Below are 22,594 nucleotides of genomic sequence, written 5' to 3' on the forward strand. Positions count from 1 at the left end.
GAAAAACCCGACAGATTTTTAAAATCTGTCGGGTTTGATATATAATTTGAAGTACCAGTCTGTAAACTGAAAACTGAGACTGAATACTGAAAAAATTATTCTTTAACAATAACCCAAGCTCCTGAAGCTAATAGCGTTTCTGCTTTTTTGAATTTCATTGTTTCTGTTTTACCAGTAGCAACTTCCTGAATTGTTACGTTGTCATTACGATTGATTTTTGGATTGTCTCTCACGATGGTTTCTGTAACCTGACGTTGTTGTGTTTCTCCAGCTTCGCGGTTGATGTCTTCGCTGTTTACAATTTCGTCTTTGCTTAACTTGAAGTTTTCTTTTTGGCGAACTTCTCTTGCTTCGTGAATTTCAGGAACGTTTTGAGCTGGTAAATCACCTTTGAATAAGAATGAAATTACTTCTTTGTTAACGTTGTCTAACATTCCTCTAAACAAATTAAATGCTTCTAATTTGTAAATAAGCAATGGATCTTTTTGTTCGTGAACGGCTAACTGAACAGATTGCTTCAATTCGTCCATTTTACGTAAGTGTTTTTTCCAGGCCTCATCAACAATAGATAAAGTGATGTTTTTCTCGAAATCAGCAATTAACTGAGCACCTTGGCTGTCGTATGCTTTTTTCAGGTCTGTAACTACATTTAGCGTTTTGATTCCGTCAGTAAACGGAACTACGATACGCTCAAAATGATTGTTTGGCTCTTCGTAAACTCCCTGAATAATTGGGAAAGCTTCTCTAGCGCTTCTTTCTGTTTTTTCAGTATAGAAAGCTAAAGCTTCTTTGTACACTTTTCCAGTTACTTCAATATCTGATAATTTTGTAAAATCTGCTTCAGAAATTGGAGATGTAATTCCGAAATAACGAATCAAATCAAAATCAAATGTTTTGAAATCATTAGCTATTTTATTGTTGCTCACGATTAATTCGCAAGTATCATAAAGCATGTTTGCAATATCCAGTTTCAAACGCTCACCAAATAAAGCGTGACGACGACGTTTGTATACAACCTCACGTTGAGAGTTCATTACGTCATCATATTCTAATAAACGTTTACGAACACCAAAGTTGTTTTCTTCTACTTTTTTCTGAGCACGCTCGATAGATTTAGTCATCATAGAATGTTGGATAACTTCACCTTCCTGAAGTCCCATTCTATCCATCACTTTAGCTACTCTTTCAGAACCAAATAAACGCATTAGGTTATCTTCAAGCGAAACATAGAATTGAGAACTTCCCGGATCTCCCTGACGTCCTGCACGACCACGTAACTGTCTGTCTACACGACGGGAATCATGACGCTCTGTACCCACGATTGCTAAACCTCCGGCAGCTTTTACTTCTGGAGTTAATTTAATATCGGTACCACGACCAGCCATGTTTGTTGCAATAGTTACAACTCCGGCTTTTCCTGCTTCTTCTACGATTTGTGCCTCTTGTTTGTGCATTTTAGCATTCAAAACGTTATGCGTAACGCCTCTCATTTTCAACATTCGGCTTAATAATTCTGAAATCTCTACAGAAGTTGTTCCAATTAATACTGGTCTTCCTGCGTTTGATAATTCAGTAACATCTTCGATTACAGCATTGAATTTTTCACGTGTAGTTTTGTAGATGTAATCTTCTTTGTCTTGTCTTGCAATCGGACGGTTGGTTGGAATTTCCACCACGTCTAATTTATAAATCTGCCATAACTCTCCAGCTTCTGTAACTGCTGTTCCTGTCATACCACCTAATTTGCTGTACATTCTGAAATAATTCTGTAATGTAACAGTTGCAAAAGTTTGTGTAGCAGCTTCGATTTTTACATTTTCTTTAGCTTCAATCGCCTGGTGTAATCCGTCAGAGTAACGACGACCATCCATGATACGACCTGTTTGCTCATCGACAATCATAATTTTGTTGTCCATGATCACGTATTCTACATCTTTTTCAAAAAGAGCATACGCTTTTAAAAGCTGAGTAAGAGTATGGATACGCTCGCTTTTTACTCCAAAATCCTGGAATAATCTTTCTTTAGCTTCTGCTTCACCATCTTTATCCAGTTTTTGTTTTTCGATCGCTGCAATTTCAGTTCCAATATCCGGAAGTACGAAAAAGTCAGGATCTGTATCTCCTGAAAGGTATTGAATACCATTATCAGTCAATTCAACTTGATTGTTTTTTTCTTCAATTACAAAATACAAAGCTTCATCCACTTTATGCATTTCGCGATTGTTATCCTGCATGTATTGATTTTCGGTTTTTTGAAGTAATTGTTTGATTCCTTCTTCACTCAAAAATTTAATTAATGCTTTGTTTTTAGGTAAACTTCTGTAAGCTCTCAATAATAAGAATCCACCTTCTTTAGTGTTTCCTTCTTTGATAAGTTTTTTAGCTTCTGCTAAGAAACCATTTGCTAACTGACGTTGTTGTGCAACTAAGTTTTCGATTTTTGGTTTCAACTCATTAAATTCATGACGATCTCCCTGAGGAACCGGTCCTGAAATAATAAGTGGCGTTCTTGCATCATCAATTAATACAGAATCGACCTCATCGACAATTGCGTAGTTGTGTTTTCTTTGCACTAAATCTCCAGGAGAGTGTGCCATGTTATCTCTTAAGTAGTCAAAACCAAATTCGTTGTTGGTTCCGTAAGTGATATCAGCATCATATGCTTGTTTTCTTTGTTCTGTACTTGGCTGGTGATTATCGATACAATCAACAGTTAAACCATGAAATTCGAATAAAGGTGCTTTCCATGTACTATCACGTTTTGCCAAGTAGTCATTCACCGTTACTAAGTGAACACCGTTTCCTGTTAAAGCGTTTAAGTAAAGCGGAAGTGTAGCTACTAAAGTTTTACCTTCACCCGTTTGCATCTCTGCAACTTTACCTTCGTGTAAAACCATACCACCAATTAACTGAACATCGTAGTGAATCATGTCCCAAGTAATTTCTTTTCCGGCAGCATTCCATTTGTTTGCCCAGGTTGCTTTGTCACCTTCTATAGTAACATAAGTTTTTGTAGCTGAAAATTCGCGGTCTTTTGGCGTAGCAGTAACTTCAATAAATGAATTGTCTTTAAAACGACGCGCTGTTTCTTTAACCACAGAAAAAGCTTCCGGAAGAATCTCCAGTAAAGTTTTTTCTGAGATTTCGTATGCTTCTTTTTCAAGAGAATCGATAGCATCATAAAGATCTTCTCTTTTGTCGATGTCTTCGATGTTTTCAACTTCTGCTTTAAGAGCAGCAATTTTAGCATCTTTATCAGCTCTTGCTTCTTTTATTTTTTGTTTAAAAAATACGGTTCTAGCTCTCAATTCGTCGTGAGACAAACTCATTAAGCTGGTTTCGAATGTTTTAATTTTGTTTAAATAGGGCTGTAAAGCTTTGACATCTTTCTGTGATTTATCACCTACAAAGACTTTAATAATACTGTTTATGAAACTCATGATTTATTGTATTTCTATTTTATGTAAATGTGTATTTGAACCAAAAAAAAAGCCTCGGTGATGAGACTTTTTTCTTTGGTTTATTTTTTAATATTCATCCTCGTTCCAAAGATAATCTTCGTCTGTTGGATAATCAGGCCAAATTTCTTCCATTGATTCATATATCTCTCCTTCATCTTCGATTGATTGAAGGTTTTCTACTACTTCTAATGGAGCACCAGCTCTAATAGCGTAGTCTATAAGTTCATCTTTGTTAGCAGGCCATGGCGCATCACTTAAATAAGATGCTAATTCTAATGTCCAATACATCTGTTATCTGTTTAGTTTGTGCAAAAATAAATTTTTTACTGAAAAAGACAAGTAAATTTTGATTTATTTTAATAAAATTTAAGAACGTCTCTACTCGTATTCAGTTTTCAGTGCCAGTTTTCAGTCTTAAAACTGAAATTTGTTACTGATTGCTGTATTTTTTGTATTCAGTTTTTGGTGCTGCTTGTAGTCTTAAAACTTAAAACTGCGACTGTTTACTTTCTGGGAATCCACTTCACTTCATCCGCTTTTAAGTCTGAGGACAACTTCCGTGCCAAGACAAAAAGGTAGTCAGAAAGTCGGTTTAAGTACTTAATTGCGATTTCAGGAACGTGTTCATTATGACTTAAATGTACTGCCAAACGCTCTGCACGACGGCATATACAACGTGCAATATGACAATGTGACACGGTTGGATGTCCTCCTGGCAAAACAAAATGAGTCATTTGCGGAAGGCTTTCTTCCATTTTGTCTATTTCGTTTTCTAATAATTCAATATCAGAATCGATTATTCCGAGATTTTTTAGTCGAAGTTCACCGTTTTTTAAAACTTCTTTTTCTGCCGGAGTTGCTAAAATTGCTCCAACGGTAAAAAGACGGTCCTGAATTTCGATTAATATGGTTTTATAATGCGCATCCATTTCCTGATCGCGAATGAGTCCTATATAGGAGTTCAATTCGTCGACAGTCCCGTAACTGTCAATGCGAATGTGATCTTTAGGAACGCGCGTGCCTCCAAAAAGAGCAGTTGTTCCTTTGTCTCCAGTTTTTGTATATACTTTCATTTTTTATTTTAGATTGTAGATTTATGATTTTAGATTGAAATGCTGTAGCTCAAATTTTAGATTTAGAAAATAATCTAAAATCTAAAATCAAAATTCTAAAATTATTTAGTTGTGTCGCTTTCAATCAAACCATCACGTAAACGAATTACACGATGTGCATAGGCCGCAATGTCTTCTTCGTGAGTTACCAGAATTACAGTATTTCCCTGAGCATGAATATCGCCAAAAAGTTTCATGATTTCTACAGAGGTTTTACTGTCTAAGTTTCCTGTAGGTTCATCGGCTAAAATAATCGAAGGTTTGTTGACCAAAGCTCTGGCAATGGCAACACGCTGACGTTGACCTCCTGATAGCTGATTGGGTTGGTGATCCATTCTGTCGGCCAGATTTACTTGTTTTAAAACTTCTGTAGCGCGAGCATTTCTTTCGGATTTTGAATATCCGGCGTAAATCATAGGTAACGCCACATTATCTAAAGCGGTTGTTCTGGGTAAAAGATTAAAGGTCTGAAAAACGAATCCAATTTCTTTGTTTCGAATTCCGGCCAATTCATCATCTTTCATTTGGCTTACATCTTTTCCGTTTAACACATAATGTCCGGAAGTTGGCGTATCTAGGCAACCCAATAAATTCATTAAAGTCGACTTTCCGGATCCTGAAGGTCCCATTAAAGCTACGTATTCGCCTTTGTTGATTTCTAAGTCTATTCCTTTTAATACATAAACAATTTCGTTGCCTAATACAAAGTTTCGTTTAATGTCGGTTATTTTAATTAATGGGTTTGCCATTTCGATTTACAATTTTGGATTTAAAAGTACAAAACACTTTTCAATAAATGATAAGTAGTCCATAATTGATTTTTGTTACAGAAATGACTGTGTTTAAGTAATCACTCTTACATGTTTACTGTTTCTATTTAAAGTATAAACCAATCCTATTAAAAGATGTTATATCGTTGCGGATTGTTTTTGTATAATTACCATTTTTTCTTGATTTTATTGAATTATAATGTTTTAAATGTTATAAAAGTGATAATTATGTAATGTTAAGCGCTTTTATGTAGCCTATATTTGTTAATATCTAATCGTAAAATAATCAGAATTATGAAAAACATACAATTATTATCAGGAATTGCATTTATTGCACTAGCCTTTACATCGTGTAAAGATGAAAAACAAGAAAAAGCTCAAAAAACAGTCGATGCTTATGTAGCCTACGTTGATTCGGTTAAAAATGTAAAAGCCGATGATCTAAAAGCCGATTGGAAAGATGTTGAAGCAGAATATGACAGAAAAGCTGCAGAAGCTCAGGTGGCACTTGCAGACATTAAAGACAACTCTGCTGCGACAGAAAAAATAAATGCGAGTAAAACAAAATACGAAGAGTTTAAAAAAGAAATGACCACCGTTTTTGCCCCTCCGGCTCCAAGCCCGCAACAACAATTAAGAAATTCCTTATTTGGTGAAGGAAAAATTGGAGAGGATATGAATTTTGACTGGGTAAATGCTAAAAATATTCATAGCGTATACCAACAATTTGTTCATACCGTAGAAAATAATAAAGATAAATATTCCCGTGAAGATTGGGATAAAATTAAAATCATGTATGAAGCACTTGACAGCCGAAAAAATACGGTTGAAAAAGAAGGTCTTACATCTGAAGATAACAGAAAAATTGCTGGTTTGAAAGTGAAATTTGCTCCAATGTACACTCTTAACAGAATGGGAGCAAAATCTGAAGAAAACAAGGATGCAAAAAAATAATTAAGTATATTGAATTAGTATTAGAATGGCAATCAGAAATGGTTGCCATTTTTTTTATGCCCTAATTACAAAATGTTCTTTTTCCTGTTCGTACCTGAAAAATACAAATCCCCATTGAAAAGTATCAATGGTTACGGTAACTTTTGGATGATCTTTAATGGCTTTCCAGGCTTCTTCCATTTCAGGTGACCAATGAATATCATCAAAAATCCAAACAGAATCGTTGGTGATAGTAGTCAGTAAAAGATCGAAATACGCTAATGTTGCTTTTTTTGAATGATTTCCATCAAAATAAATTAGGTCGTAATCTGTAGCCTGAAGATTTGTACGAACTAAAAAGTCTTCAAATTCAGTTATAATCGTATCAACATTTTTGCAATCAAAATGATCTAAATGGTTTTTAGCAACATTTCCCGTTTCCGGACAACCTTCTAGTGTGATAATTTTTGCTTTTGGATTGCCTAATGCTAAAGCAGAAGTGGCAAGACCAAGTGATGTGCCTATTTCGAGAATATTTTTTGGCTGAAAATAATTCGTAACTCTAAATAGTAATTCGGCACGTTTTGGCGAAATTCCTGCTGTTGTGGCTATTTTGGATATTTGCCTTCTGTTTGATTTGAATACTTTTGATCCCGCACCAAAATCAGTAACTTCTATGAAATTTTTATTTTCTGTGAGTGATTGTCGATACCGTTTCAAAATTGAATATTCAGGTTTTGATTTTTTATCGTAAAAACATTTCGTCAGTAAATTAAATACAAATGGAGAATGTACTCCGTGTTCGTTTTTGGAATTCCAAAGGAATTTTAAATAAGATTTTATCTGAAATAGCATAGAAATAGTTACATCTGGCTGCGAAGATACAAAAAAGTCGAAAGTCGTAAAGTCGAAAGTTTTAAAGATACAAAGCGATACTTTACGACTTTTGACTTTGAACTTTATGACTATTAAAAAGACTATATTTGCGAACTTTAATTTAAGCTAATAGTAATACGTTTTTTATGATGTTGAAGGAAGAAATAGAAGATATAAGCAAGATATCTTCTGAAGAAATTAATCGATGCATTGCTATTTTAGCACAATTGAATGCCAATACAGATCAGATATTTGATATTCCGAAAGAACAGCGAATTGCTCTGATCAAAGAAGCGGGAATGTTTTCGAGACCTGACAGAGATGAATTTTCCAGAAGAAAAAAAGACGGAGTTCAGGCTGCTAAACGTAAAAAAGAAAAGAAAGACAAAACCGCTCGTAAAGAAACGGGAATTCGTCATGCACGTGAAGCCAGCATATTTGTTGCACCTAAATTATTAGCTCTTAATGATCTTGCTCACAAAGAGCAATTAGAACTTGAAACTCCAAGAAATTGCTACGTTTGTAAAACAGAATTTACTAAAATGCATCATTTCTATGATACAATGTGTACAGATTGTGGCGATTTTAATTATGCCAAACGTTTCCAGACCGCTGATGTAAAAGGACAAGTTGCAATTATTACGGGTTCTCGTTTAAAAATTGGATATCATATTACATTAATGCTTTTGCGTGGCGGAGCAACTGTTATTGCTACAACTCGTTTTCCTGTAGATTCGGCTTTGCGTTTTGCCAAAGAAGAAGATTTTATGGAGTGGGGGCATCGCCTAAAAATTCATGGTTTAGATTTACGACATATTCCGAGTGTGGAGATTTTTTGCAATTTTATTGAGCAAAAATACGAACGCCTCGATATTTTAATTAATAATGCAGCACAAACGGTAAGACGTCCTGCGGGGTTTTATTCGCATTTAATGCAAAATGAAGAATTGCCTCTAAGCGCATTGCCAAAACAAGCTCAGGAATTATTAGCGGATCATCTTAATTGTCTGGATGAATTGAAAATCCTGACAACTGGAGCTTCTTCCAACGAAAATATGCCGGTAACCTGGCACGGACCTGAACCTGGAATTGGTCTGCGAGCTTCGGCTCAATTGTCACAAATTCCGTATTCGTTTGATAATGCATTGGTTGCTAATGAAGTATTTCCTGAAGGAGAACTCGATGCCGATTTACAACAAGTTGATTTGCGTAAAACGAATAGTTGGCGTTTGCGTTTAGGTCAAATTGAAACTACCGAAATGATCGAAGTGCAATTGGTAAATTCTGTTGCGCCTTTTGTATTATGCAACCGACTTTCGGAAGTCATGAAAAAAGACAATACAGGACAAAAACATATTATTAATGTCTCGGCAATGGAAGGAAAGTTTCATCGCTTTTTTAAAGAAGATCGTCATCCGCATACCAATATGGCAAAAGCAGCGCTGAACATGCTAACACATACATCATCCGGAACTTTGGCCAAACATGGTATTTTTATGAATGCCGTTGATACAGGCTGGGTAACCGATGAAGATCCTGCCGAATTAGCCAAAAAGAAACAGGAATTAGAAGATTTTCAACCACCATTGGATATTGTTGATGGTGCAGCACGTGTTATGGATCCTTTGTTTGACGGAATCAATACAGGAAAGCATTGGTGTGGAAAATTCCTGAAAGATTATAACCCGATTCCGTGGTAGAATTAGTTTTCAGTCCCGGTCAAAGTTATTAGTTTTCTGCCTGATCCACAAAAGCCACAATAGAATTAAATTTTGTTGTGGCTTTTTTGAAATTATAAAATGATACTTTTAAATTTTATTAGCTACGTTTTCTAGTTTCATTTTTAAAATAGGGTAGTCTTTTCCTTCATCATCTTTATCAGTCCTATCGTAGCGTACAAATCCAAATTTTGAATAAAAATTTACAGCACTTTGATTTTGTTCGTTTACGTCGACTTTGTCTACATCCAGTTCATTAATAGCAAAATTCAATAATGTTTTGCCCAATCCTTTTCCAATATGTTCCGGTGCTAAGAACAACATTTCGATTTTATAATCTGCAATGCCCATAAATCCACCTACTGTATCAGTTTCTGTTTCTATAAGACAAAATACTGGAAAAGAATTAAAATCAATGCCGGATACAATTGTTTTATAATAATCAATATCGGCTGCAGCCAAAAAATGATGTGTAGCACGCACAGAATCTTCCCAAACAAGAATCAACTGTTCTTTAAATCTGTCGTTATAAGGTTGTATTTCAAATTTCATTTTATTCGTAATATTTCTTTAGACAAAAATAAAAAACCACAACAGAAAATTATTTGTTGTGGTTTTTTTATTGAGTGAGAAATAGATTATCTGTATATATTTACACCGTTATTAGCTTGCCATTGCTGTTCTAAATATTCAGCATCTTCACTATTACGTGGGTGAACACCTAAAACTACATTTCCTTCTTTAATTCCATCTTCGTAAATTTTTGCTCGGTCTTCCGGAATTCCAGATCCTACTAAAGCACCAATTAAACCTCCGGTAATTCCTCCGGCACCAGCTCCAGCCAATCCTGCAGCAAGCGGACCAGCAATAATTAAGCCCAATCCGGGAATAACTAAACTTGTTCCTAATGCAGCAACAACACCTACAATAGCGCCAATTGTTCCGCCAATGGCAGATCCTGTTCCGGCAGTTTCGGCTGCTTTTGTTCCTAATTCCGAATGATCATCTTTATCAGAATAATGTTTTTTTCTGGTTTCGTCTGACATGATAAGGTTGATTTCATCTTTTGTATAACCTCTATCATTTAAAGTAGTATAAGCTCTTTCTATACTGTCGCGATCTGAAAACATTCCAGTTAATACTTCGCGTTTCGTTCCGTCAGGATTATGTAAATTTTCCATTTTTATAAGTTTTTAAGAGTGAATGTGTTTTCACTTTAACAAAGCTCGTAAAATAGACCAACTATCTTTTACACAATTTTTTAGAATCATTACATAATGAAATTTTTGCTACTATTTCATTTTGACTATTTAATAGAAAAAGAAAGCCACAACAAAAAATAATTCTGCTGTGGCTTTTTATGGATTATAAATTTGATGTCTTAGTTTACTTTGATCAGTTTAATGTCAAAAACAAGAACTGCACCTCCTGGGATTTTTCCTCTACCGTCGTTTCCGTAAGCAAGTCTTGAAGGAACTAAAAGAATACCACTTCCTCCGGTTTTGAAAAAAGGAATTCCCTCTGTCCATCCTGGTATAACTTCATATAGATTAAACGAAAGTCCATCTGAACTACTTTGATCAAACACTGTTCCGTCAGTAAATGTACCTCTGTAAGCTACAGTAACATTTGATTTTGCAGTAGGTTGCGTTCCTGTTCCCGGAACATCAATTACATAATACAAACCAGATTCAGTTTTGTGAGCTGTTAGATTTTTTTTTGCGATGTAATCAGCGATTTCTTTGTCGTTTTCGGCAGTGTAATCTTTTTGGTCGTCTTTTGAGCAAGAGATAAAAAGTGTTAATGCCAGTAATGAAGTTAAAAGGTATTTCATAAAGTGTGGATTTTTTTAAAGTTCCAAATATAGTAAAATTTAGTTTTCAGTCTCGGTCTCGGTTTCCCGGGTTGTTGATCATGTAATTTATTAGTTTTCCAATCTCAATATTTTTCATATTCAATTGATCAAATTTTTCCTTACTGATATATTCACATCTAAGAGAAAATTCTAGCCAAACATTGGTTTCTGAGTTTTCAGCGTCACTATCTGTCAATTTACTTATAAAGTGATTGATGTATCTTCTCTTTCGATACGATTCTGCAATATTTGCTGAAACACTTCTTGAAGAACGCCTTATCTGATCAGTTAATGAATATCTTTCTTCTTTTGGAAATTCTTTAGAAAGTTCAAATATTTCCATTGCAAGTTCAAACGGCTTTTTGTAAGCCAATAGTTCTTTAAAATCCATTTCTTTCTTTTTTACAAAAATAAAAAAAAAGAAAGAAAAAGATTACTTAATAAAGAAGCTGTATTTACAAAGACAAACTGAAAACTGCCACTGAGACTGAAAACTGAGACTGAAAACTGAGACCGAGACTGAAAACTAAATTTATCCTTCAATCTTAGCCGAAAGCTCAAACCAACGTTCTTCTTTCTGGTCTATTTTATTGATGATGTTTTGTAGTTCGTTTGCTTTTTTCTCGATATCAGCGTCGGCTACTTTTCCGTCAGAGAACAATTGTTCGATTTTAGTTTTATCTATTTCAAGATCTTTAATTTCTCTTTCTAGTTTTTGATATTCTTTTTGCTCATTGAAAGTTAGGTTTCCTGTTGGGTTATTTTGTTTCCAGTCTTTCTTTTCGGCTTTGTTTTCTTCTTTTTGTGCTACATCGGCACTGTCTTCATAAGCTCTGAAATCAGAATAGTTTCCTGGGAAGTTTTCAATTTCACCATTTCCTCTGAAAACAAATAAGTGATCTACAATTTTATCCATAAAATAACGGTCGTGCGATACAACAAGCAAACAACCAGGATAATCTAAAAGGAAGCTTTCTAAAACGTTTAGCGTAACAATATCTAAATCGTTTGTTGGCTCATCCAGAATCAGGAAGTTAGGATTCTGAATCAAAACGGTACATAAATACAAACGTTTCAATTCTCCACCACTTAATTTTTCTACGAAATCGTATTGTTTTTTAGCATCAAAAAGAAAACGCTCTAATAATTGCGAAGCCGAAATCATACGGCCTTTTGCTAACGGAATAAATTCTCCGTATTCTTTGATAATATCAATTACACGCTGATTTGGTTTCGGGTTGATACCAGTTTGTGTGTAGTAACCAATTTTTATCGTTTCACCTTTTACCACGCGACCACTATCTAGCGGAAGTGTTCCGGTTAAAAGATTTAAGAAAGTAGATTTTCCGGTTCCGTTTTTACCAATAATTCCAATACGTTCCCCGCGTTGAAAATCGAAACTAAAGTTGTCCAGAATAACATGATCCTTGAATTTTTTAGAAATTTTGTGAAGCTCGATAATCTTGCTTCCCATACGTTCCATATTAATTTCAAGCTCGACTTTGTTTTCGCGACGACGACTCTGTGCTTTTTCTTTAATTACATAAAAATCATCCTGACGCGATTTTGATTTTGTTGTTCTCGCTTTTGGCTGACGGCGCATCCATTCTAATTCTTTTACAAATAAGTTTTTTGCTTTGTCAACGCTGGCATTTTCAGAGGTGATTCTTTCTTCTTTTTTCTCTAAATAATAAGAATAATTTCCTTTGTATTGGTATAATTTTCCGTTGTCAAGTTCGATGATTTCATTACAAACACGCTCTAAAAAGAAACGGTCGTGCGTAACCATAAACAACGTGATATTTTCTTTGGCAAAATAACTTTCAAGCCATTCGATCATTTCAAGATCTAAGTGGTTGGTAGGCTCATCCAGAATCAATAAATCAGGACGATTGATTAGAATAATCGCCAATGAAAGACGTTTTTTTTGTCCACCCGAAAGATTTTTTACTTTAAGTTTAAAATCTTCCAGTTTTAATTTGAATAAAATCTGCTTGTATTGCGTTTCGAAATCCCATGCATTATGTTGGTCCATTCCGTCAAAAGCTTTTTGATACGCTTCTTCGTCGTCCGGATTTTCAAGTGCTTTTTCGTATTTCTCAATTACTTTTAAAGTCTCATTATCTGAGGCGAAAATACTTTCTTCAATAGTCAGTTCTTCCTGCAAATTATTGTTTTGCGATAAGAAAGCCATTTTAATGCCTTTTCTTAAAACTACCTGACCAGTATCTGGTTCATCTAAACCATTGATAATGCTCATAATGGTTGTTTTTCCAGAACCATTTTTAGCAATAAAAGCAATTTTTTGGTCTTTATTGATTCCAAATGAAATGTTGTCAAAAAGCGTTTTTTCGCCAAACGACTTCGATATATTTTCTACAGATAAGTAATTCACTATAAACTAGGTGTTATAAATTATAAGTTAAGAATGTTTTGCAAAACATAACTTTTTTGCAAAAGTAAACTTTTATATTGCTATTTGCGAATTATTTATGGAGATAGGAATTTAGAACCGGACTTAAATCAATACGATGAATTTGCTGCGGGACATTAATAATAGGTTTTCTCACCAAAGATTCATTCGTTAAATAATAATGCAAACCATCTTGAGTTGTAATTCCTTCTATTTGGAGTATGGGGAATTTTACATTAATCCTGCGTTTGTTTCCGGATAAAAAATCATCGTTTCTATAATCGTATAAAAGATATAAAAATGGTTTACCAATTTTAGAGTAACCACAAAGTGCAATTAGTTTTTTATCTTCCAGATAAGTAGCGCCAGTTACCAAACCTTTGGTGTCAAGAGTATGTTTTAGTTGTGCAACGTGATCGCCGGATTGCTTGGGTAAAACATAAATAGTAGTTTTAGAAGAACTCCATTGTTTGGTAAACAAATAAATACTGTCCTTGGAGACGATAAAAGCTTCGCAATCAAAATTGGTGGTGTTTGGTTTTTTGGCAGATAAATCAGTTTGATCAGAATAACGAAATGCAATTTTTTCAATAATTGGATTTCGTTCCAGGAAAGATTTTTTTTCAATTTTCAGAATATTCAAATCCGTTCTGTTTCCTGAAGCGTTGTTTCCAAAATCTCCAATATATAAATGAGTGCTATCCTGAGAGATTTCTTCCCAGTCATTATTAGTTACTTTGTCCAGAATGATTTTTTTGTGGATTTTTCCTAACGTATCTAATCCGTAGGTTGTTTTGTCATGATCGTCATTATGAGTCCATAAAAGATTGTCGAAAGCAATTAATCCTGAAGTTTCATGAATAGAATCACTTAGTTTAATGGAGTATTCCGGTTTTATTTTAAAATTTTTATACAAGCAGCTTCCATCATTTACTGTTGCATTCGGGTTGTAATTTTTAGAAAGCGGATCGGTGCAACCCTTAATTTGTGCATATCCCGATGAAAAAATCAGGCAAAAGAATAAAATCGTTTTTATCATGGCTGCAATATTAAATTTGCATAATATAAAAGTAAAGTTTTAAAGAATAGCTTTAATTACTATTGAAAAATATAATTAAAATGCTATTTTGCGGTGCTGATTAATCAGATTTTTATTTAATATTTGTAGGTATAATTCCCCAGCATGAAAATTTTACAAAAACTGTCACATTACCGTTTTTCTCGCTATTTTAAACTTTTATTTGTTATAGTAGATGTGGTATTGTTAAATATCGCGACTATACTCTCTGCGTTGGCCCGATTTGGCAGTTTAGATAAACTTTTATCTAAAGAAGAAAGAACCGTTTCCTTACTGGCTATTTTAATCTGGGTGGCATTATTGCTTCAAAATGATTCTAACCGAAGTATACGCGTAGAACCAATAGAATCCATATTAGTCAGAACCATCAAAAAGCTAATTATTCATGCCGCTTTAATTTCGATTTTTGTTGTTTACTTAAAATACACTGATATTTCCCGACTTAGACTGGTCTCTTTTTATTTGATTTTCTTCGCATTATTGATGATCTCCCGTTATCTATCGATGAAGCTTTTAAAGTATATTAGAGCACAAGGCTATAATTTTAAAACTTTTATTGTTGTTGGAGCCAATTTATCAGGTGAAAAAATACGCAAAATATTAGCCAAAGATTTAACTTACGGATATCGTTTTTTAGGTTTTTTTGATGAAAATATCGACGACGAAATTGTAGATCCAAAATCTGTTTTAGGAGGATTTGATGCAATTCGAGAATTTGTTATCGAGAAAAAAGTCGATGAAATGTATGTGGCTTTACACATTGATAATATCGAAGTAATTAATGAATTGACAAGGATTTGCGAACAAAATATGGTCAGGATTAAGTTTATTCCGGATTTTCAGTTGTACACCAAATCGAGTAAAGTTGAGGTTGCTTTTTATGAAAATACGCCTGTATTAATGTTCAGGACAGAACCTTTAGAATTTCCGGTAAACAGACTTCTAAAAAAAGTATTCGATATTTGTTTTTCAATAGTGGTCATTTTATTGATTTTTCCGTGGTTGTTTCCCATTATCATGCTCATCATTAAAATAGAATCGCCTGGACCTGTATTTTTTAAGCAAGAACGTTCAGGTCGAGATAACCGATCATTTATGTGTTTTAAATTCAGAAGCATGTATGTAAACGGTTTGGCGCATAGAAAACAAGCCGAAAAAGGAGATAGCCGTATTACTAAATTTGGTGCTTTTATTCGTAAAACCAGTATTGATGAACTGCCGCAGTTTTTTAATGTTTTATGGGGCGACATGTCTATAGTAGGGCCAAGGCCGCACATGGTAAATCTGGCCAAAGAGTACAGCGATCTTATCAATAACTATTTGGTGCGCCAATATGCCAAACCCGGAATTACCGGCTGGGCTCAGGTTAACGGTTTTCGAGGTGAAACCAAAGTGTTAAGCGATATGGAAAATCGCGTAGAATATGATATCTGGTATATCGAAAATTGGAGTTTATTGCTCGACATCAAAATTATCATCAAAACAATCATTAATATATTCAAAGGCGAAGAAAACGCGTATTAATACCTTTTCTTAAGATTTGAAAAATTGATTATTGGCGATTACTTCCTTAAGACTAGAAATGTTGTCAATCTTTACTTTTTCATTAAAAGACGCGATATGTTTCATATGATGAACATCTGTTCCTGTAAAATCATACATTCCTTTTTTTAGAAGTTCTTCTGCAATTTTGCTGATTCTTTCTCCGTAATAACCTACCGTAGACAACAAATTGAGCTGAAATAAACATCCCGCTTTTTTTAGTTTCTCATATTCACCAAAGTCTTTTCGATAATATAAATAACGTTCCGGATGTGCCAAAACCGGAATATATCCTGCAACCTGCAACTCAAAAAGTGTTTTGTAAAGATGCATAGGAGCATTTTGATATGATATTTCGACCAGAACATAATTGTCTTTTAAGGTCAGGAGTTTTTCGGTTTTAAAATGAGTTTCAAACCAATCGTCTATAAAGTATTCGGCAGCAGCCTCAAAAGGAATTGTATTATTGCTTTCGTCGAGCAGGAGTTTTGTTTCCTGATGTTTGGCCGTAATAATTTCCGAAGTATTATTCCATATATAATGACTTATATGAGGCGTCGTAATAATATGAGAAATTCCAATTTCCTCAAATGCGGTGATCAGTTTTCGCGTGTCGGTTATGGTTTTTGCGCCATCATCAATTCCTGGTATAAAGTGCGAATGAATATCAACATAATGATCTGATAAAAGATCTTTTAAAACGGGCTTTGATTTTAAGAAGGATAGCATGTTGCAAAAGTATGGAAATAGGAAGAATTTGTTATGGTTAATTTTTAATGTAACAATTGTAACCTAACATTTCAGAATTATATTATATTTGAGATTGCTATAAACCTACTATTTTATGAAAATTAAAGAAAATTTATACAATCAAAGGATTATTTCTATTGATGCTTTACGAGGAATTACAATATTTGTTATGATTTTTGTAAATGAGTTGGCAAGTATTTCAGACGTTCCGCAATGGATGAAACACATGCCGGCTGATGCCGATGCAATGACTTTTGTAGATGTTGTTTTTCCTGCCTTTTTATTTATTGTCGGAATGTCGGTTCCGTTTGCTTTTAATGCGCGATTACTTAAAGGAGACAGCGCTAAAACCATCTGGACACATACGCTAAAAAGAGCGTTGGCTTTAATTATCATAGGTGTTTTTATGGTCAATGCAGAATATGGTTATGATGCTTCGAAAATGATTATCACACCGGTTTTCTGGGCGCTTTTGGCTTACGCGATGCCAATCCCGATCTGGAATAAATACGGAAAAGATTTTCCGGTTTGGTTAAAAAACACATTACAATATGGCGGAATGTTAGTTCTGGTTGCGCTATACTTTTTATATGTTCAGGATAATGGCGAAATCGGGATGACGCCAAAATGGTGGGGAATTTTGGGTTTAATAGGCTGGGCGTATCTTTTTACAGTAGTTTATTATTGGATTGTTTCGGGAAATTTATGGGCAATGATTGCTTTTTTGGTAGTTTGTGTTGCTGCAAATTCTATGAATCTAATCGAAGGATCTTTTGTACAGCAAACATCCTGGCTGAGTTTTATCGCCGGACATTTAACCCATGCCGCATTAGTTTCGGCGGGAGTGATAATTTCGTTATTGTTTTTTGACCGAAAAGTAGCTGCCAAAATCAATTGGGAGGTAATAGGTTTTGCGGTTCTGTTTTTTGCAACAGCATATTTATTAAGACCTTATTTCGGAATCTCAAAAATAAAAGGAACTCCATCCTGGACAATGTTTTCGGCAACAATTTGTACCGTGCTGTTTTACTTTTTATATTGGCTAATGGAGATTAAAAAACAAACCAAGTGGAGTAATTTCTTTATGCCTGCAGCGGCAAATCCGTTATTGATTTATATTTTGCCTGGCGTAATCTATTATTTCTGCAAAGCTGTTAATATTCATATTATTCCGGGATATTTCCGCGTAGGCGTTCCGGGAATTATCTGGGCATTGGTATTTTCGACGATTATGTTATTTGTAATGAAATTATGTAATAAGTATAAAATTCAATTGCATTTGTAAAGGGAATTTAACCGCAAAGGGCGCAAAGTTTTTTAATCTTGAAGCTTGAATAAAAACACAAAGTTCGCAAAGCTGTATCTTTATAGCTTTGCGAACTTCGCATTTAAATAAGCAGACTATAAAAACAAACTTAGCGTCTTCGCGACTTTGCGAGCAAATTAAAATCCAGCTTTTAAAAAAAAAACTTAGCGAACTTAGCGTAAATCATATCTCCCGATAGCTATCGGGATTGCGGTTAAATATTCTCATTTCAATCTCGGGAAGTTCTAATCAATAATTACGGATTTAATTTCTAAAAATGCTCCCGAAACCGGATTGTAATTCACAAAATTGAATTTACAAAGATTATGAATGTCTAAAAGTTTTCCGTCCGGTAATCCGTCTTGTTTAAAATCAGACCATGGAATTTTAACGGTTGTAAATTTTTTTGGAGAAGGAGCTAAATCTACTCGCGGATGCGAACCGCCATGCACGCAGCCTGTTCCTTCAATATTGCCTTCACGTGCTTGCAATTTTATCAAATGGGAAGATTTATAAGTAATCAGCACAAATTTAGAATCCTTAGATAAATTCGTTGGTGGGCCATCGTTAGAATCTGAATTTGTAATTAAAACATTCAATTCGAGTTCACCTTTCGGATTATCTTTTGCCGTTACCTTAATAATTCCTTTTTCCTCGCGAATACGATTAATCATTTCCTGATTTTCTAAAGCTGGGCCCGCAATAAACCAGGTTGAGGTTTTGACTAAATCTTTATCGGAATCTTTTTCAATAGCAATAAATCCTAATGTAAAAAATCCTATTATTAGAATGAAAACTAAAGATGTAATCTTGATCGACATTTGGTTTTTCATGGAAATGAAATTAATATTCAAACTCAAAAATATGCTTTTTTATAATCTGTTATGTTTTTCTTTTTTTTATTATTTCTAAAATAGCTTCTGTTTTAAAATTAATTTTAAATTTGTAAGAAGTTGTTTCTTAAAGTTTTACGAAATGAAAAATCTGAAATCTCTTATAATTTTATTTTTCTTTTTCACAATGCCTTTTTGTTATTCACAAAACGATTCAATAGTGAATAACAAAAAAGATATTTTAGATGTTTTGTACAAACTCTTCCATAAAAATGATTCCCTTCGAATGAATCCGGACAAAAAAGTGGCTTTTTCGCTGCTTCCTGTACCTATCGATGCCAATAAAAGTGCAGGTTTGGTAGTTTCGTTTTTAACCACATTTTATCTGGGCGACAGTAATACGACAAAAATGTCGCAGGTCGTTTTTTCGCCTTACTTTAGTTTTACCAAACAATATGTATTTCCCATTCAGTCCTATATTTATACAAAAGACAATAACTGGAATTTTATTGGAGATTACCGATACATGATTTATCCGCAGCCTACTTATGGACTTGGCGGACACAATACGGATAAAAAAATGTCGACTCTTGATTATCAACAATGGCGTTTTTATCAGTTTGCCACCCGAAAAGTTATCGGAGATTTTCGTTTGGGATTGGGTTTGTTGCTGGATAATTATAAAAATATTTCTGAGCAATCTTATATTGATGATGAAACTGATTATGTGAAGTATATGAACGGAGATTTCTCTGATGAAACTTCTCTTGGAGTGGCTGTTCAGGCTTTGTATGATTCCAGAAAAAATAACGTAAATCCGGAGCAAGGTTTATATGTCGAGGCTGATTACAGAATTAATACCAGTGGAGTAGACGGCGAAAAATGGAAATCATTTTATTTTGATGCCAGAAAATACCATTCTTTTAGTAAATACAAACATAGGGTTTTGGCTTACAGAGCTTTTTATTGGTCTACGTTTAGCGGAAAGCCTCATTATCTTGATTTACCCAGTATTGGTTGGGATCGGGACGGAAAAACAGGTCGCGGTTTTACCAGAAACAGATTTAGAAGCAATGCGTTAATTTATTTTGAAACCGAATATCGAACTGATATTTCTAAAAACGGATTCTGGGGAGCGGTATTTTTTACCAATCTTTCTTCGGTTTCTAAGTTGGATACTTATGATTTTAAAAAATGGAATCCCGCAGCAGGAGCCGGTTTACGCATTAAATGGAACAAGCAAAACAATAGTAATCTAATCCTGGATTTTGGTGTAAGTAAAAACGATTGGTCATTGCGATTGGGTTTGGCCGAAAATTTCTAACTTTCGAAAAAATCAATTCCTTCGTTTTTCATGCAATTATCGGTAATTATTCTTAATTATAATGTGCGTTACTTTCTGGAACAATGCGTTTTAAGTGTTCAGAATGCCATCTCGACAATAGATGCCGAAATTATTGTAGTCGATAATAATTCGACTGATGAGAGTTGTTTGATGATGAAAAGTAAATTCCCAAGTGTAAAATTAATCGAAAACAGCGCCAATTTTGGTTTTCCAAAAGGCAATAATATTGGAGTGGAACAAGCTTCGGGAAAATATATTTGTATACTTAATCCTGATACCGTTGTTGCCGAAGATACGTTCGTAAAGATTTTGGCTTTCGCCGAAAGGCAAATTAATCTGGGTATTGTAGGATGTAGATTAATCGACGGAACGGGAAGTTTTCTACCAGAAAGTAAACGAGGAATACCAACGCCCTGGGTCGCTTTTACAAAAGTTTTTGGATTATATAAAGTTTTTCCAAATTCGAAACTTTTCAATCAATATTATGCACAACATATAAAGGAGAATCAAACCGGAAAAGTAGAAATTCTGGTGGGTGCTTTTATGTTGATGCAACGTGATTTGTATTTAGACATAGAAGGTTTTGATGAAAAATGCTTTATGTACGCAGATGATATCGATTTGTCGTACCGAATGTTACTTAAAAATAAAACTAATTTCTACTTTCACGAAACCACCGTTTTGCATTATAAAGGAGAAAGCACGGTAAAAGACGAAAAATACATGAAACGTTTTCAGGAAGCAATGCATTTTTTCTATCAAAAGCATTTTAAGAAGTCGTGGTTTTTTGAATTTTTTATTCAAATTGGCATTTTCTTTTTTTCTTTTATAAAAATGTTTCAGGGAAAAAACAAACCAAAACCATTGCCAGAAAGTATCGTTTTTTACTCTTCAAATAAAAATTTGTCTGAAAAGTTACCTTCTATTTTAAAAAATAAAGTACTGTTTTTGGATTTAAAAAAAGAAAAAATGGTAAATTCGTGCCTGAATTTTAAGGGTAAAAAGACTGAGATTATTTTGGATAATCATTATGTTTCATTCAAAAAATGTATCAAAATCATAGAAACTCTTAGAGATAAGAACATTACTTTTAAGATTTTCCCTAAAAACACAAATTTTATTATTGGGAGTAATTCCCGAAATGACAGGGGGCAAATTATAAAAATTGAGTAAAAAATTATATTAAGTGTAATTTATATTTAAAATATTCAGTAATTTCGCAATCAGAAAATCAAAATCATCCTTTAGATTAACAATATGGCAAGATTTGAATTAAAACTTCCTAAAATGGGAGAGAGTGTCGCTGAAGCAACTATTACCAACTGGTTGAAAGAAGTAGGAGACAAAATTGAAGCTGATGAAGCAGTACTGGAAATTGCGACTGATAAGGTTGACAGTGAAGTACCAAGCGAAGTTTCAGGAATTTTAGTCGAACAGTTGTTTGGCAAAGACGATCTGGTTCAGGTAGGACAAACCATTGCAATTATTGAAACTGAAGGTGATGCTCCAGTTGCAAAAGCTGAAGAAGCTGATGCTCCGGCAGAAGTTGCTGCACTCGAAGCAACAATTGAAACGGCTAAAGAAACAGTTGCTGCTCCGCAGGATTTTTCAGGATCTGATAAATTCTTTTCTCCATTAGTAAAAAATATTGCGAAAGAAGAAGGTATTTCTGTTGCTGAATTAGAAAGCATTGCCGGTTCAGGAAAAGATGGCCGCGTAACAAAAGAAGATATTTTAAAACATATTGAAAACCGTAAATCTGGTGTTGTCGAAACTCCAAAAGCGGTAGTTCAGGCTCCAAAAGCGGCAGAACCAGTAGCTCAGGCAGCTCCGGTGCAAAAAAGCCAGCAAGCGGTTCCGGTTTCTGTAAATGGCGGTGACGAAATCATCGAAATGGACAGAATGCGTAAACTGATTTCAGGTTACATGACTGCTTCGGTACAAACTTCGGCTCACGTACAATCGTTTATCGAAGTTGATGTAACGAACATCGTAAAATGGAGAGAAAAAGTAAAAACGGCTTTCGAAAAAAGAGAAGGCGAGAAGCTGACTTTTACGCCAATTATGATGGAAGCGGTTGCAAAAGCATTGAAAGATTTCCCTGGAATGAATATTTCTGTAGATGGTGATTATATCATCAAAAAGAAAAATATAAATTTAGGAATGGCTGCAGCTTTACCAAACGGAAACTTAATTGTGCCTGTAATTAAAAATGCAGATCAGTTGAATTTAGTTGGAATGGCAAAAGCGGTTAACGATTTAGGAAACCGAGCTAAAGCAGGAAAACTAAAACCAGACGATACACAAGGCGGAACTTATACAGTGACAAATGTGGGAACTTTTGGAAGTGTTTTTGGTACGCCAATTATCAATCAGCCGCAAGTAGGTATTCTTGCTCTTGGAGCGATTCGTAAAGTGCCTGCGGTTATCGAAACTCCGGAAGGTGATTTTATCGGAATCCGTCAAAAAATGTTCCTTTCTCACTCTTACGATCACAGAGTTGTTGATGGAGCTTTAGGTGGAAGTTTCGTAAAAAGAGTTGCAGAATATTTAGAAGCTTTTGATATTGACAGAGATTTCTAAAATCAAATAAAAATAAATT

Annotated in this window: 20 protein-coding genes; 7 read left to right on the forward strand and 13 right to left on the reverse strand. The window is 34.4% G+C overall.

What is annotated here, in order from left to right; genetic code table 11:
- Positions 1-95: 95 nt before the first annotated feature.
- The 4 genes from secA to FLACOL7796_RS09945 form a co-directional block, all read right to left on the reverse strand.
- Entirely contained in the window at positions 96-3,440 is a 3,345-nt protein-coding gene (gene secA / locus FLACOL7796_RS09930) for a preprotein translocase subunit SecA (protein WP_173970641.1), read from the reverse strand.
- A gap of 87 nt (positions 3,441-3,527) precedes the next feature.
- Positions 3,528-3,749, reverse strand: coding sequence for a DUF2795 domain-containing protein (locus FLACOL7796_RS09935; RefSeq protein WP_007138072.1), 222 nt, complete (start codon positions 3,747-3,749; stop codon positions 3,528-3,530).
- A 215-nt stretch (positions 3,750-3,964) separates the two neighbouring features.
- Complete coding sequence (locus FLACOL7796_RS09940; protein ID WP_173970642.1) at positions 3,965-4,534, reverse strand: cob(I)yrinic acid a,c-diamide adenosyltransferase; 570 nt, start codon at positions 4,532-4,534, stop codon at positions 3,965-3,967.
- A gap of 101 nt (positions 4,535-4,635) precedes the next feature.
- Complete coding sequence (locus tag FLACOL7796_RS09945; protein WP_173970643.1) at positions 4,636-5,322, reverse strand: ABC transporter ATP-binding protein; 687 nt, start codon at positions 5,320-5,322, stop codon at positions 4,636-4,638.
- A gap of 315 nt (positions 5,323-5,637) precedes the next feature.
- Here FLACOL7796_RS09945 and FLACOL7796_RS09950 point away from each other — a divergent pair, with 315 nt between their 5' ends.
- On the forward strand, positions 5,638-6,297 hold the full coding sequence (locus tag FLACOL7796_RS09950; protein ID WP_173970644.1) for a DUF6565 domain-containing protein: 660 nt from the start codon (positions 5,638-5,640) through the stop codon (positions 6,295-6,297).
- Between the two features lie 54 nt (positions 6,298-6,351).
- Here the strand turns inward: FLACOL7796_RS09950 and FLACOL7796_RS09955 are convergent, their stop codons facing one another.
- The gene (locus tag FLACOL7796_RS09955; protein ID WP_173970645.1) at positions 6,352-7,131 is read right to left on the reverse strand and encodes an O-methyltransferase; all 780 of its coding nucleotides are present in this window, start codon (positions 7,129-7,131) and stop codon (positions 6,352-6,354) included.
- A 170-nt stretch (positions 7,132-7,301) separates the two neighbouring features.
- On the opposite strand from FLACOL7796_RS09955, the gene FLACOL7796_RS09960 reads away from it, so the two are divergent.
- Complete coding sequence (locus tag FLACOL7796_RS09960; protein WP_173970671.1) at positions 7,302-8,852, forward strand: SDR family NAD(P)-dependent oxidoreductase; 1,551 nt, start codon at positions 7,302-7,304, stop codon at positions 8,850-8,852.
- Positions 8,853-8,960: 108 nt separating this feature from the next.
- Here the strand turns inward: FLACOL7796_RS09960 and FLACOL7796_RS09965 are convergent, their stop codons facing one another.
- The 6 genes from FLACOL7796_RS09965 to FLACOL7796_RS09990 all read right to left on the reverse strand — a co-directional run bounded on the left by FLACOL7796_RS09965 (position 8,961) and on the right by FLACOL7796_RS09990 (position 14,177).
- A complete protein-coding gene (locus FLACOL7796_RS09965) occupies positions 8,961-9,422 on the reverse strand; it encodes a GNAT family N-acetyltransferase (RefSeq protein ID WP_173970646.1) in 462 nt (153 codons plus the stop codon).
- A gap of 86 nt (positions 9,423-9,508) precedes the next feature.
- Positions 9,509-10,051 carry a hypothetical protein gene (locus FLACOL7796_RS09970; protein ID WP_173970647.1) on the reverse strand — a complete coding sequence of 181 codons (543 nt, stop codon included), beginning with the start codon at positions 10,049-10,051 and terminating at the stop codon, positions 9,509-9,511.
- Positions 10,052-10,251: 200 nt separating this feature from the next.
- Complete coding sequence (locus tag FLACOL7796_RS09975) at positions 10,252-10,704, reverse strand: FKBP-type peptidyl-prolyl cis-trans isomerase (protein ID WP_173970648.1); 453 nt, start codon at positions 10,702-10,704, stop codon at positions 10,252-10,254.
- Between the two features lie 46 nt (positions 10,705-10,750).
- Positions 10,751-11,116 carry a four helix bundle protein gene (locus FLACOL7796_RS09980; protein ID WP_173970649.1) on the reverse strand — a complete coding sequence of 122 codons (366 nt, stop codon included), beginning with the start codon at positions 11,114-11,116 and terminating at the stop codon, positions 10,751-10,753.
- Between the two features lie 141 nt (positions 11,117-11,257).
- On the reverse strand, positions 11,258-13,120 hold the full coding sequence (locus tag FLACOL7796_RS09985; protein WP_173970650.1) for an ABC-F family ATP-binding cassette domain-containing protein: 1,863 nt from the start codon (positions 13,118-13,120) through the stop codon (positions 11,258-11,260).
- Positions 13,121-13,211: 91 nt separating this feature from the next.
- On the reverse strand, positions 13,212-14,177 hold the full coding sequence (locus FLACOL7796_RS09990; RefSeq protein ID WP_173970651.1) for a T9SS C-terminal target domain-containing protein: 966 nt from the start codon (positions 14,175-14,177) through the stop codon (positions 13,212-13,214).
- A gap of 144 nt (positions 14,178-14,321) precedes the next feature.
- Here FLACOL7796_RS09990 and FLACOL7796_RS09995 point away from each other — a divergent pair, with 144 nt between their 5' ends.
- Positions 14,322-15,740, forward strand: a complete 1,419-nt coding sequence (locus FLACOL7796_RS09995) for an undecaprenyl-phosphate glucose phosphotransferase (RefSeq protein WP_173970652.1) — start codon at positions 14,322-14,324, stop codon at positions 15,738-15,740.
- A 9-nt stretch (positions 15,741-15,749) separates the two neighbouring features.
- On the opposite strand, the gene FLACOL7796_RS10000 is transcribed toward FLACOL7796_RS09995, so the two are convergent.
- Positions 15,750-16,487: a tyrosine-protein phosphatase gene (locus tag FLACOL7796_RS10000; RefSeq protein WP_173970653.1), complete on the reverse strand. Its 738-nt coding sequence runs from the start codon at positions 16,485-16,487 to the stop codon at positions 15,750-15,752.
- A 115-nt stretch (positions 16,488-16,602) separates the two neighbouring features.
- Between FLACOL7796_RS10000 and FLACOL7796_RS10005 the strand changes: the two genes are divergently transcribed.
- Entirely contained in the window at positions 16,603-17,793 is a 1,191-nt protein-coding gene (locus FLACOL7796_RS10005) for a DUF5009 domain-containing protein (protein WP_173970654.1), read from the forward strand.
- Between the two features lie 266 nt (positions 17,794-18,059).
- Here FLACOL7796_RS10005 and FLACOL7796_RS10010 read toward each other — a convergent pair whose 3' ends face one another.
- Positions 18,060-18,647: a hypothetical protein gene (locus FLACOL7796_RS10010; protein WP_173970655.1), complete on the reverse strand. Its 588-nt coding sequence runs from the start codon at positions 18,645-18,647 to the stop codon at positions 18,060-18,062.
- Between the two features lie 220 nt (positions 18,648-18,867).
- Between FLACOL7796_RS10010 and FLACOL7796_RS10015 the strand changes: the two genes are divergently transcribed.
- From FLACOL7796_RS10015 to FLACOL7796_RS10025, 3 genes are all read left to right on the forward strand, one after another.
- On the forward strand, positions 18,868-19,971 hold the full coding sequence (locus tag FLACOL7796_RS10015) for a BamA/TamA family outer membrane protein (protein ID WP_232067349.1): 1,104 nt from the start codon (positions 18,868-18,870) through the stop codon (positions 19,969-19,971).
- A 30-nt stretch (positions 19,972-20,001) separates the two neighbouring features.
- Positions 20,002-21,165 carry a glycosyltransferase family 2 protein gene (locus FLACOL7796_RS10020; protein WP_173970656.1) on the forward strand — a complete coding sequence of 388 codons (1,164 nt, stop codon included), beginning with the start codon at positions 20,002-20,004 and terminating at the stop codon, positions 21,163-21,165.
- A gap of 84 nt (positions 21,166-21,249) precedes the next feature.
- Complete coding sequence (locus FLACOL7796_RS10025) at positions 21,250-22,575, forward strand: dihydrolipoamide acetyltransferase family protein (RefSeq protein WP_173970657.1); 1,326 nt, start codon at positions 21,250-21,252, stop codon at positions 22,573-22,575.
- Positions 22,576-22,594 lie beyond the last annotated feature (19 nt).

This window comes from Flavobacterium bizetiae (genome assembly GCF_902804475.1).
Taxonomy (GTDB): domain Bacteria; phylum Bacteroidota; class Bacteroidia; order Flavobacteriales; family Flavobacteriaceae; genus Flavobacterium; species Flavobacterium bizetiae.

What these genes read in the sequence shown, in the direction of transcription:
- FLACOL7796_RS10005 (WP_173970654.1), top strand. Translation starts at nt 16,603, where the DNA reads ATGAAAATTAAAGAAAATTTATACAATCAAAGGATTATTTCTATTGAT.
- FLACOL7796_RS09950 (WP_173970644.1), top strand. Translation starts at nt 5,638, where the DNA reads ATGAAAAACATACAATTATTATCAGGAATTGCATTTATTGCACTAGCC.
- FLACOL7796_RS09945 (WP_173970643.1), bottom strand. Translation starts at nt 5,322, where the DNA reads ATGGCAAACCCATTAATTAAAATAACCGACATTAAACGAAACTTTGTA.
- FLACOL7796_RS09970 (WP_173970647.1), bottom strand. Translation starts at nt 10,051, where the DNA reads ATGGAAAATTTACATAATCCTGACGGAACGAAACGCGAAGTATTAACT.
- secA (WP_173970641.1), bottom strand. Translation starts at nt 3,440, where the DNA reads ATGAGTTTCATAAACAGTATTATTAAAGTCTTTGTAGGTGATAAATCA.
- FLACOL7796_RS10000 (WP_173970653.1), bottom strand. Translation starts at nt 16,487, where the DNA reads ATGCTATCCTTCTTAAAATCAAAGCCCGTTTTAAAAGATCTTTTATCA.
- FLACOL7796_RS09960 (WP_173970671.1), top strand. Translation starts at nt 7,302, where the DNA reads ATGTTGAAGGAAGAAATAGAAGATATAAGCAAGATATCTTCTGAAGAA.
- FLACOL7796_RS09955 (WP_173970645.1), bottom strand. Translation starts at nt 7,131, where the DNA reads ATGCTATTTCAGATAAAATCTTATTTAAAATTCCTTTGGAATTCCAAA.
- FLACOL7796_RS09940 (WP_173970642.1), bottom strand. Translation starts at nt 4,534, where the DNA reads ATGAAAGTATATACAAAAACTGGAGACAAAGGAACAACTGCTCTTTTT.
- FLACOL7796_RS09935 (WP_007138072.1), bottom strand. Translation starts at nt 3,749, where the DNA reads ATGTATTGGACATTAGAATTAGCATCTTATTTAAGTGATGCGCCATGG.
- FLACOL7796_RS10020 (WP_173970656.1), top strand. Translation starts at nt 20,002, where the DNA reads ATGCAATTATCGGTAATTATTCTTAATTATAATGTGCGTTACTTTCTG.
- FLACOL7796_RS10025 (WP_173970657.1), top strand. Translation starts at nt 21,250, where the DNA reads ATGGCAAGATTTGAATTAAAACTTCCTAAAATGGGAGAGAGTGTCGCT.
- FLACOL7796_RS09965 (WP_173970646.1), bottom strand. Translation starts at nt 9,422, where the DNA reads ATGAAATTTGAAATACAACCTTATAACGACAGATTTAAAGAACAGTTG.
- FLACOL7796_RS09995 (WP_173970652.1), top strand. Translation starts at nt 14,322, where the DNA reads ATGAAAATTTTACAAAAACTGTCACATTACCGTTTTTCTCGCTATTTT.
- FLACOL7796_RS09990 (WP_173970651.1), bottom strand. Translation starts at nt 14,177, where the DNA reads ATGATAAAAACGATTTTATTCTTTTGCCTGATTTTTTCATCGGGATAT.
- FLACOL7796_RS10010 (WP_173970655.1), bottom strand. Translation starts at nt 18,647, where the DNA reads ATGAAAAACCAAATGTCGATCAAGATTACATCTTTAGTTTTCATTCTA.
- FLACOL7796_RS09980 (WP_173970649.1), bottom strand. Translation starts at nt 11,116, where the DNA reads ATGGATTTTAAAGAACTATTGGCTTACAAAAAGCCGTTTGAACTTGCA.
- FLACOL7796_RS09975 (WP_173970648.1), bottom strand. Translation starts at nt 10,704, where the DNA reads ATGAAATACCTTTTAACTTCATTACTGGCATTAACACTTTTTATCTCT.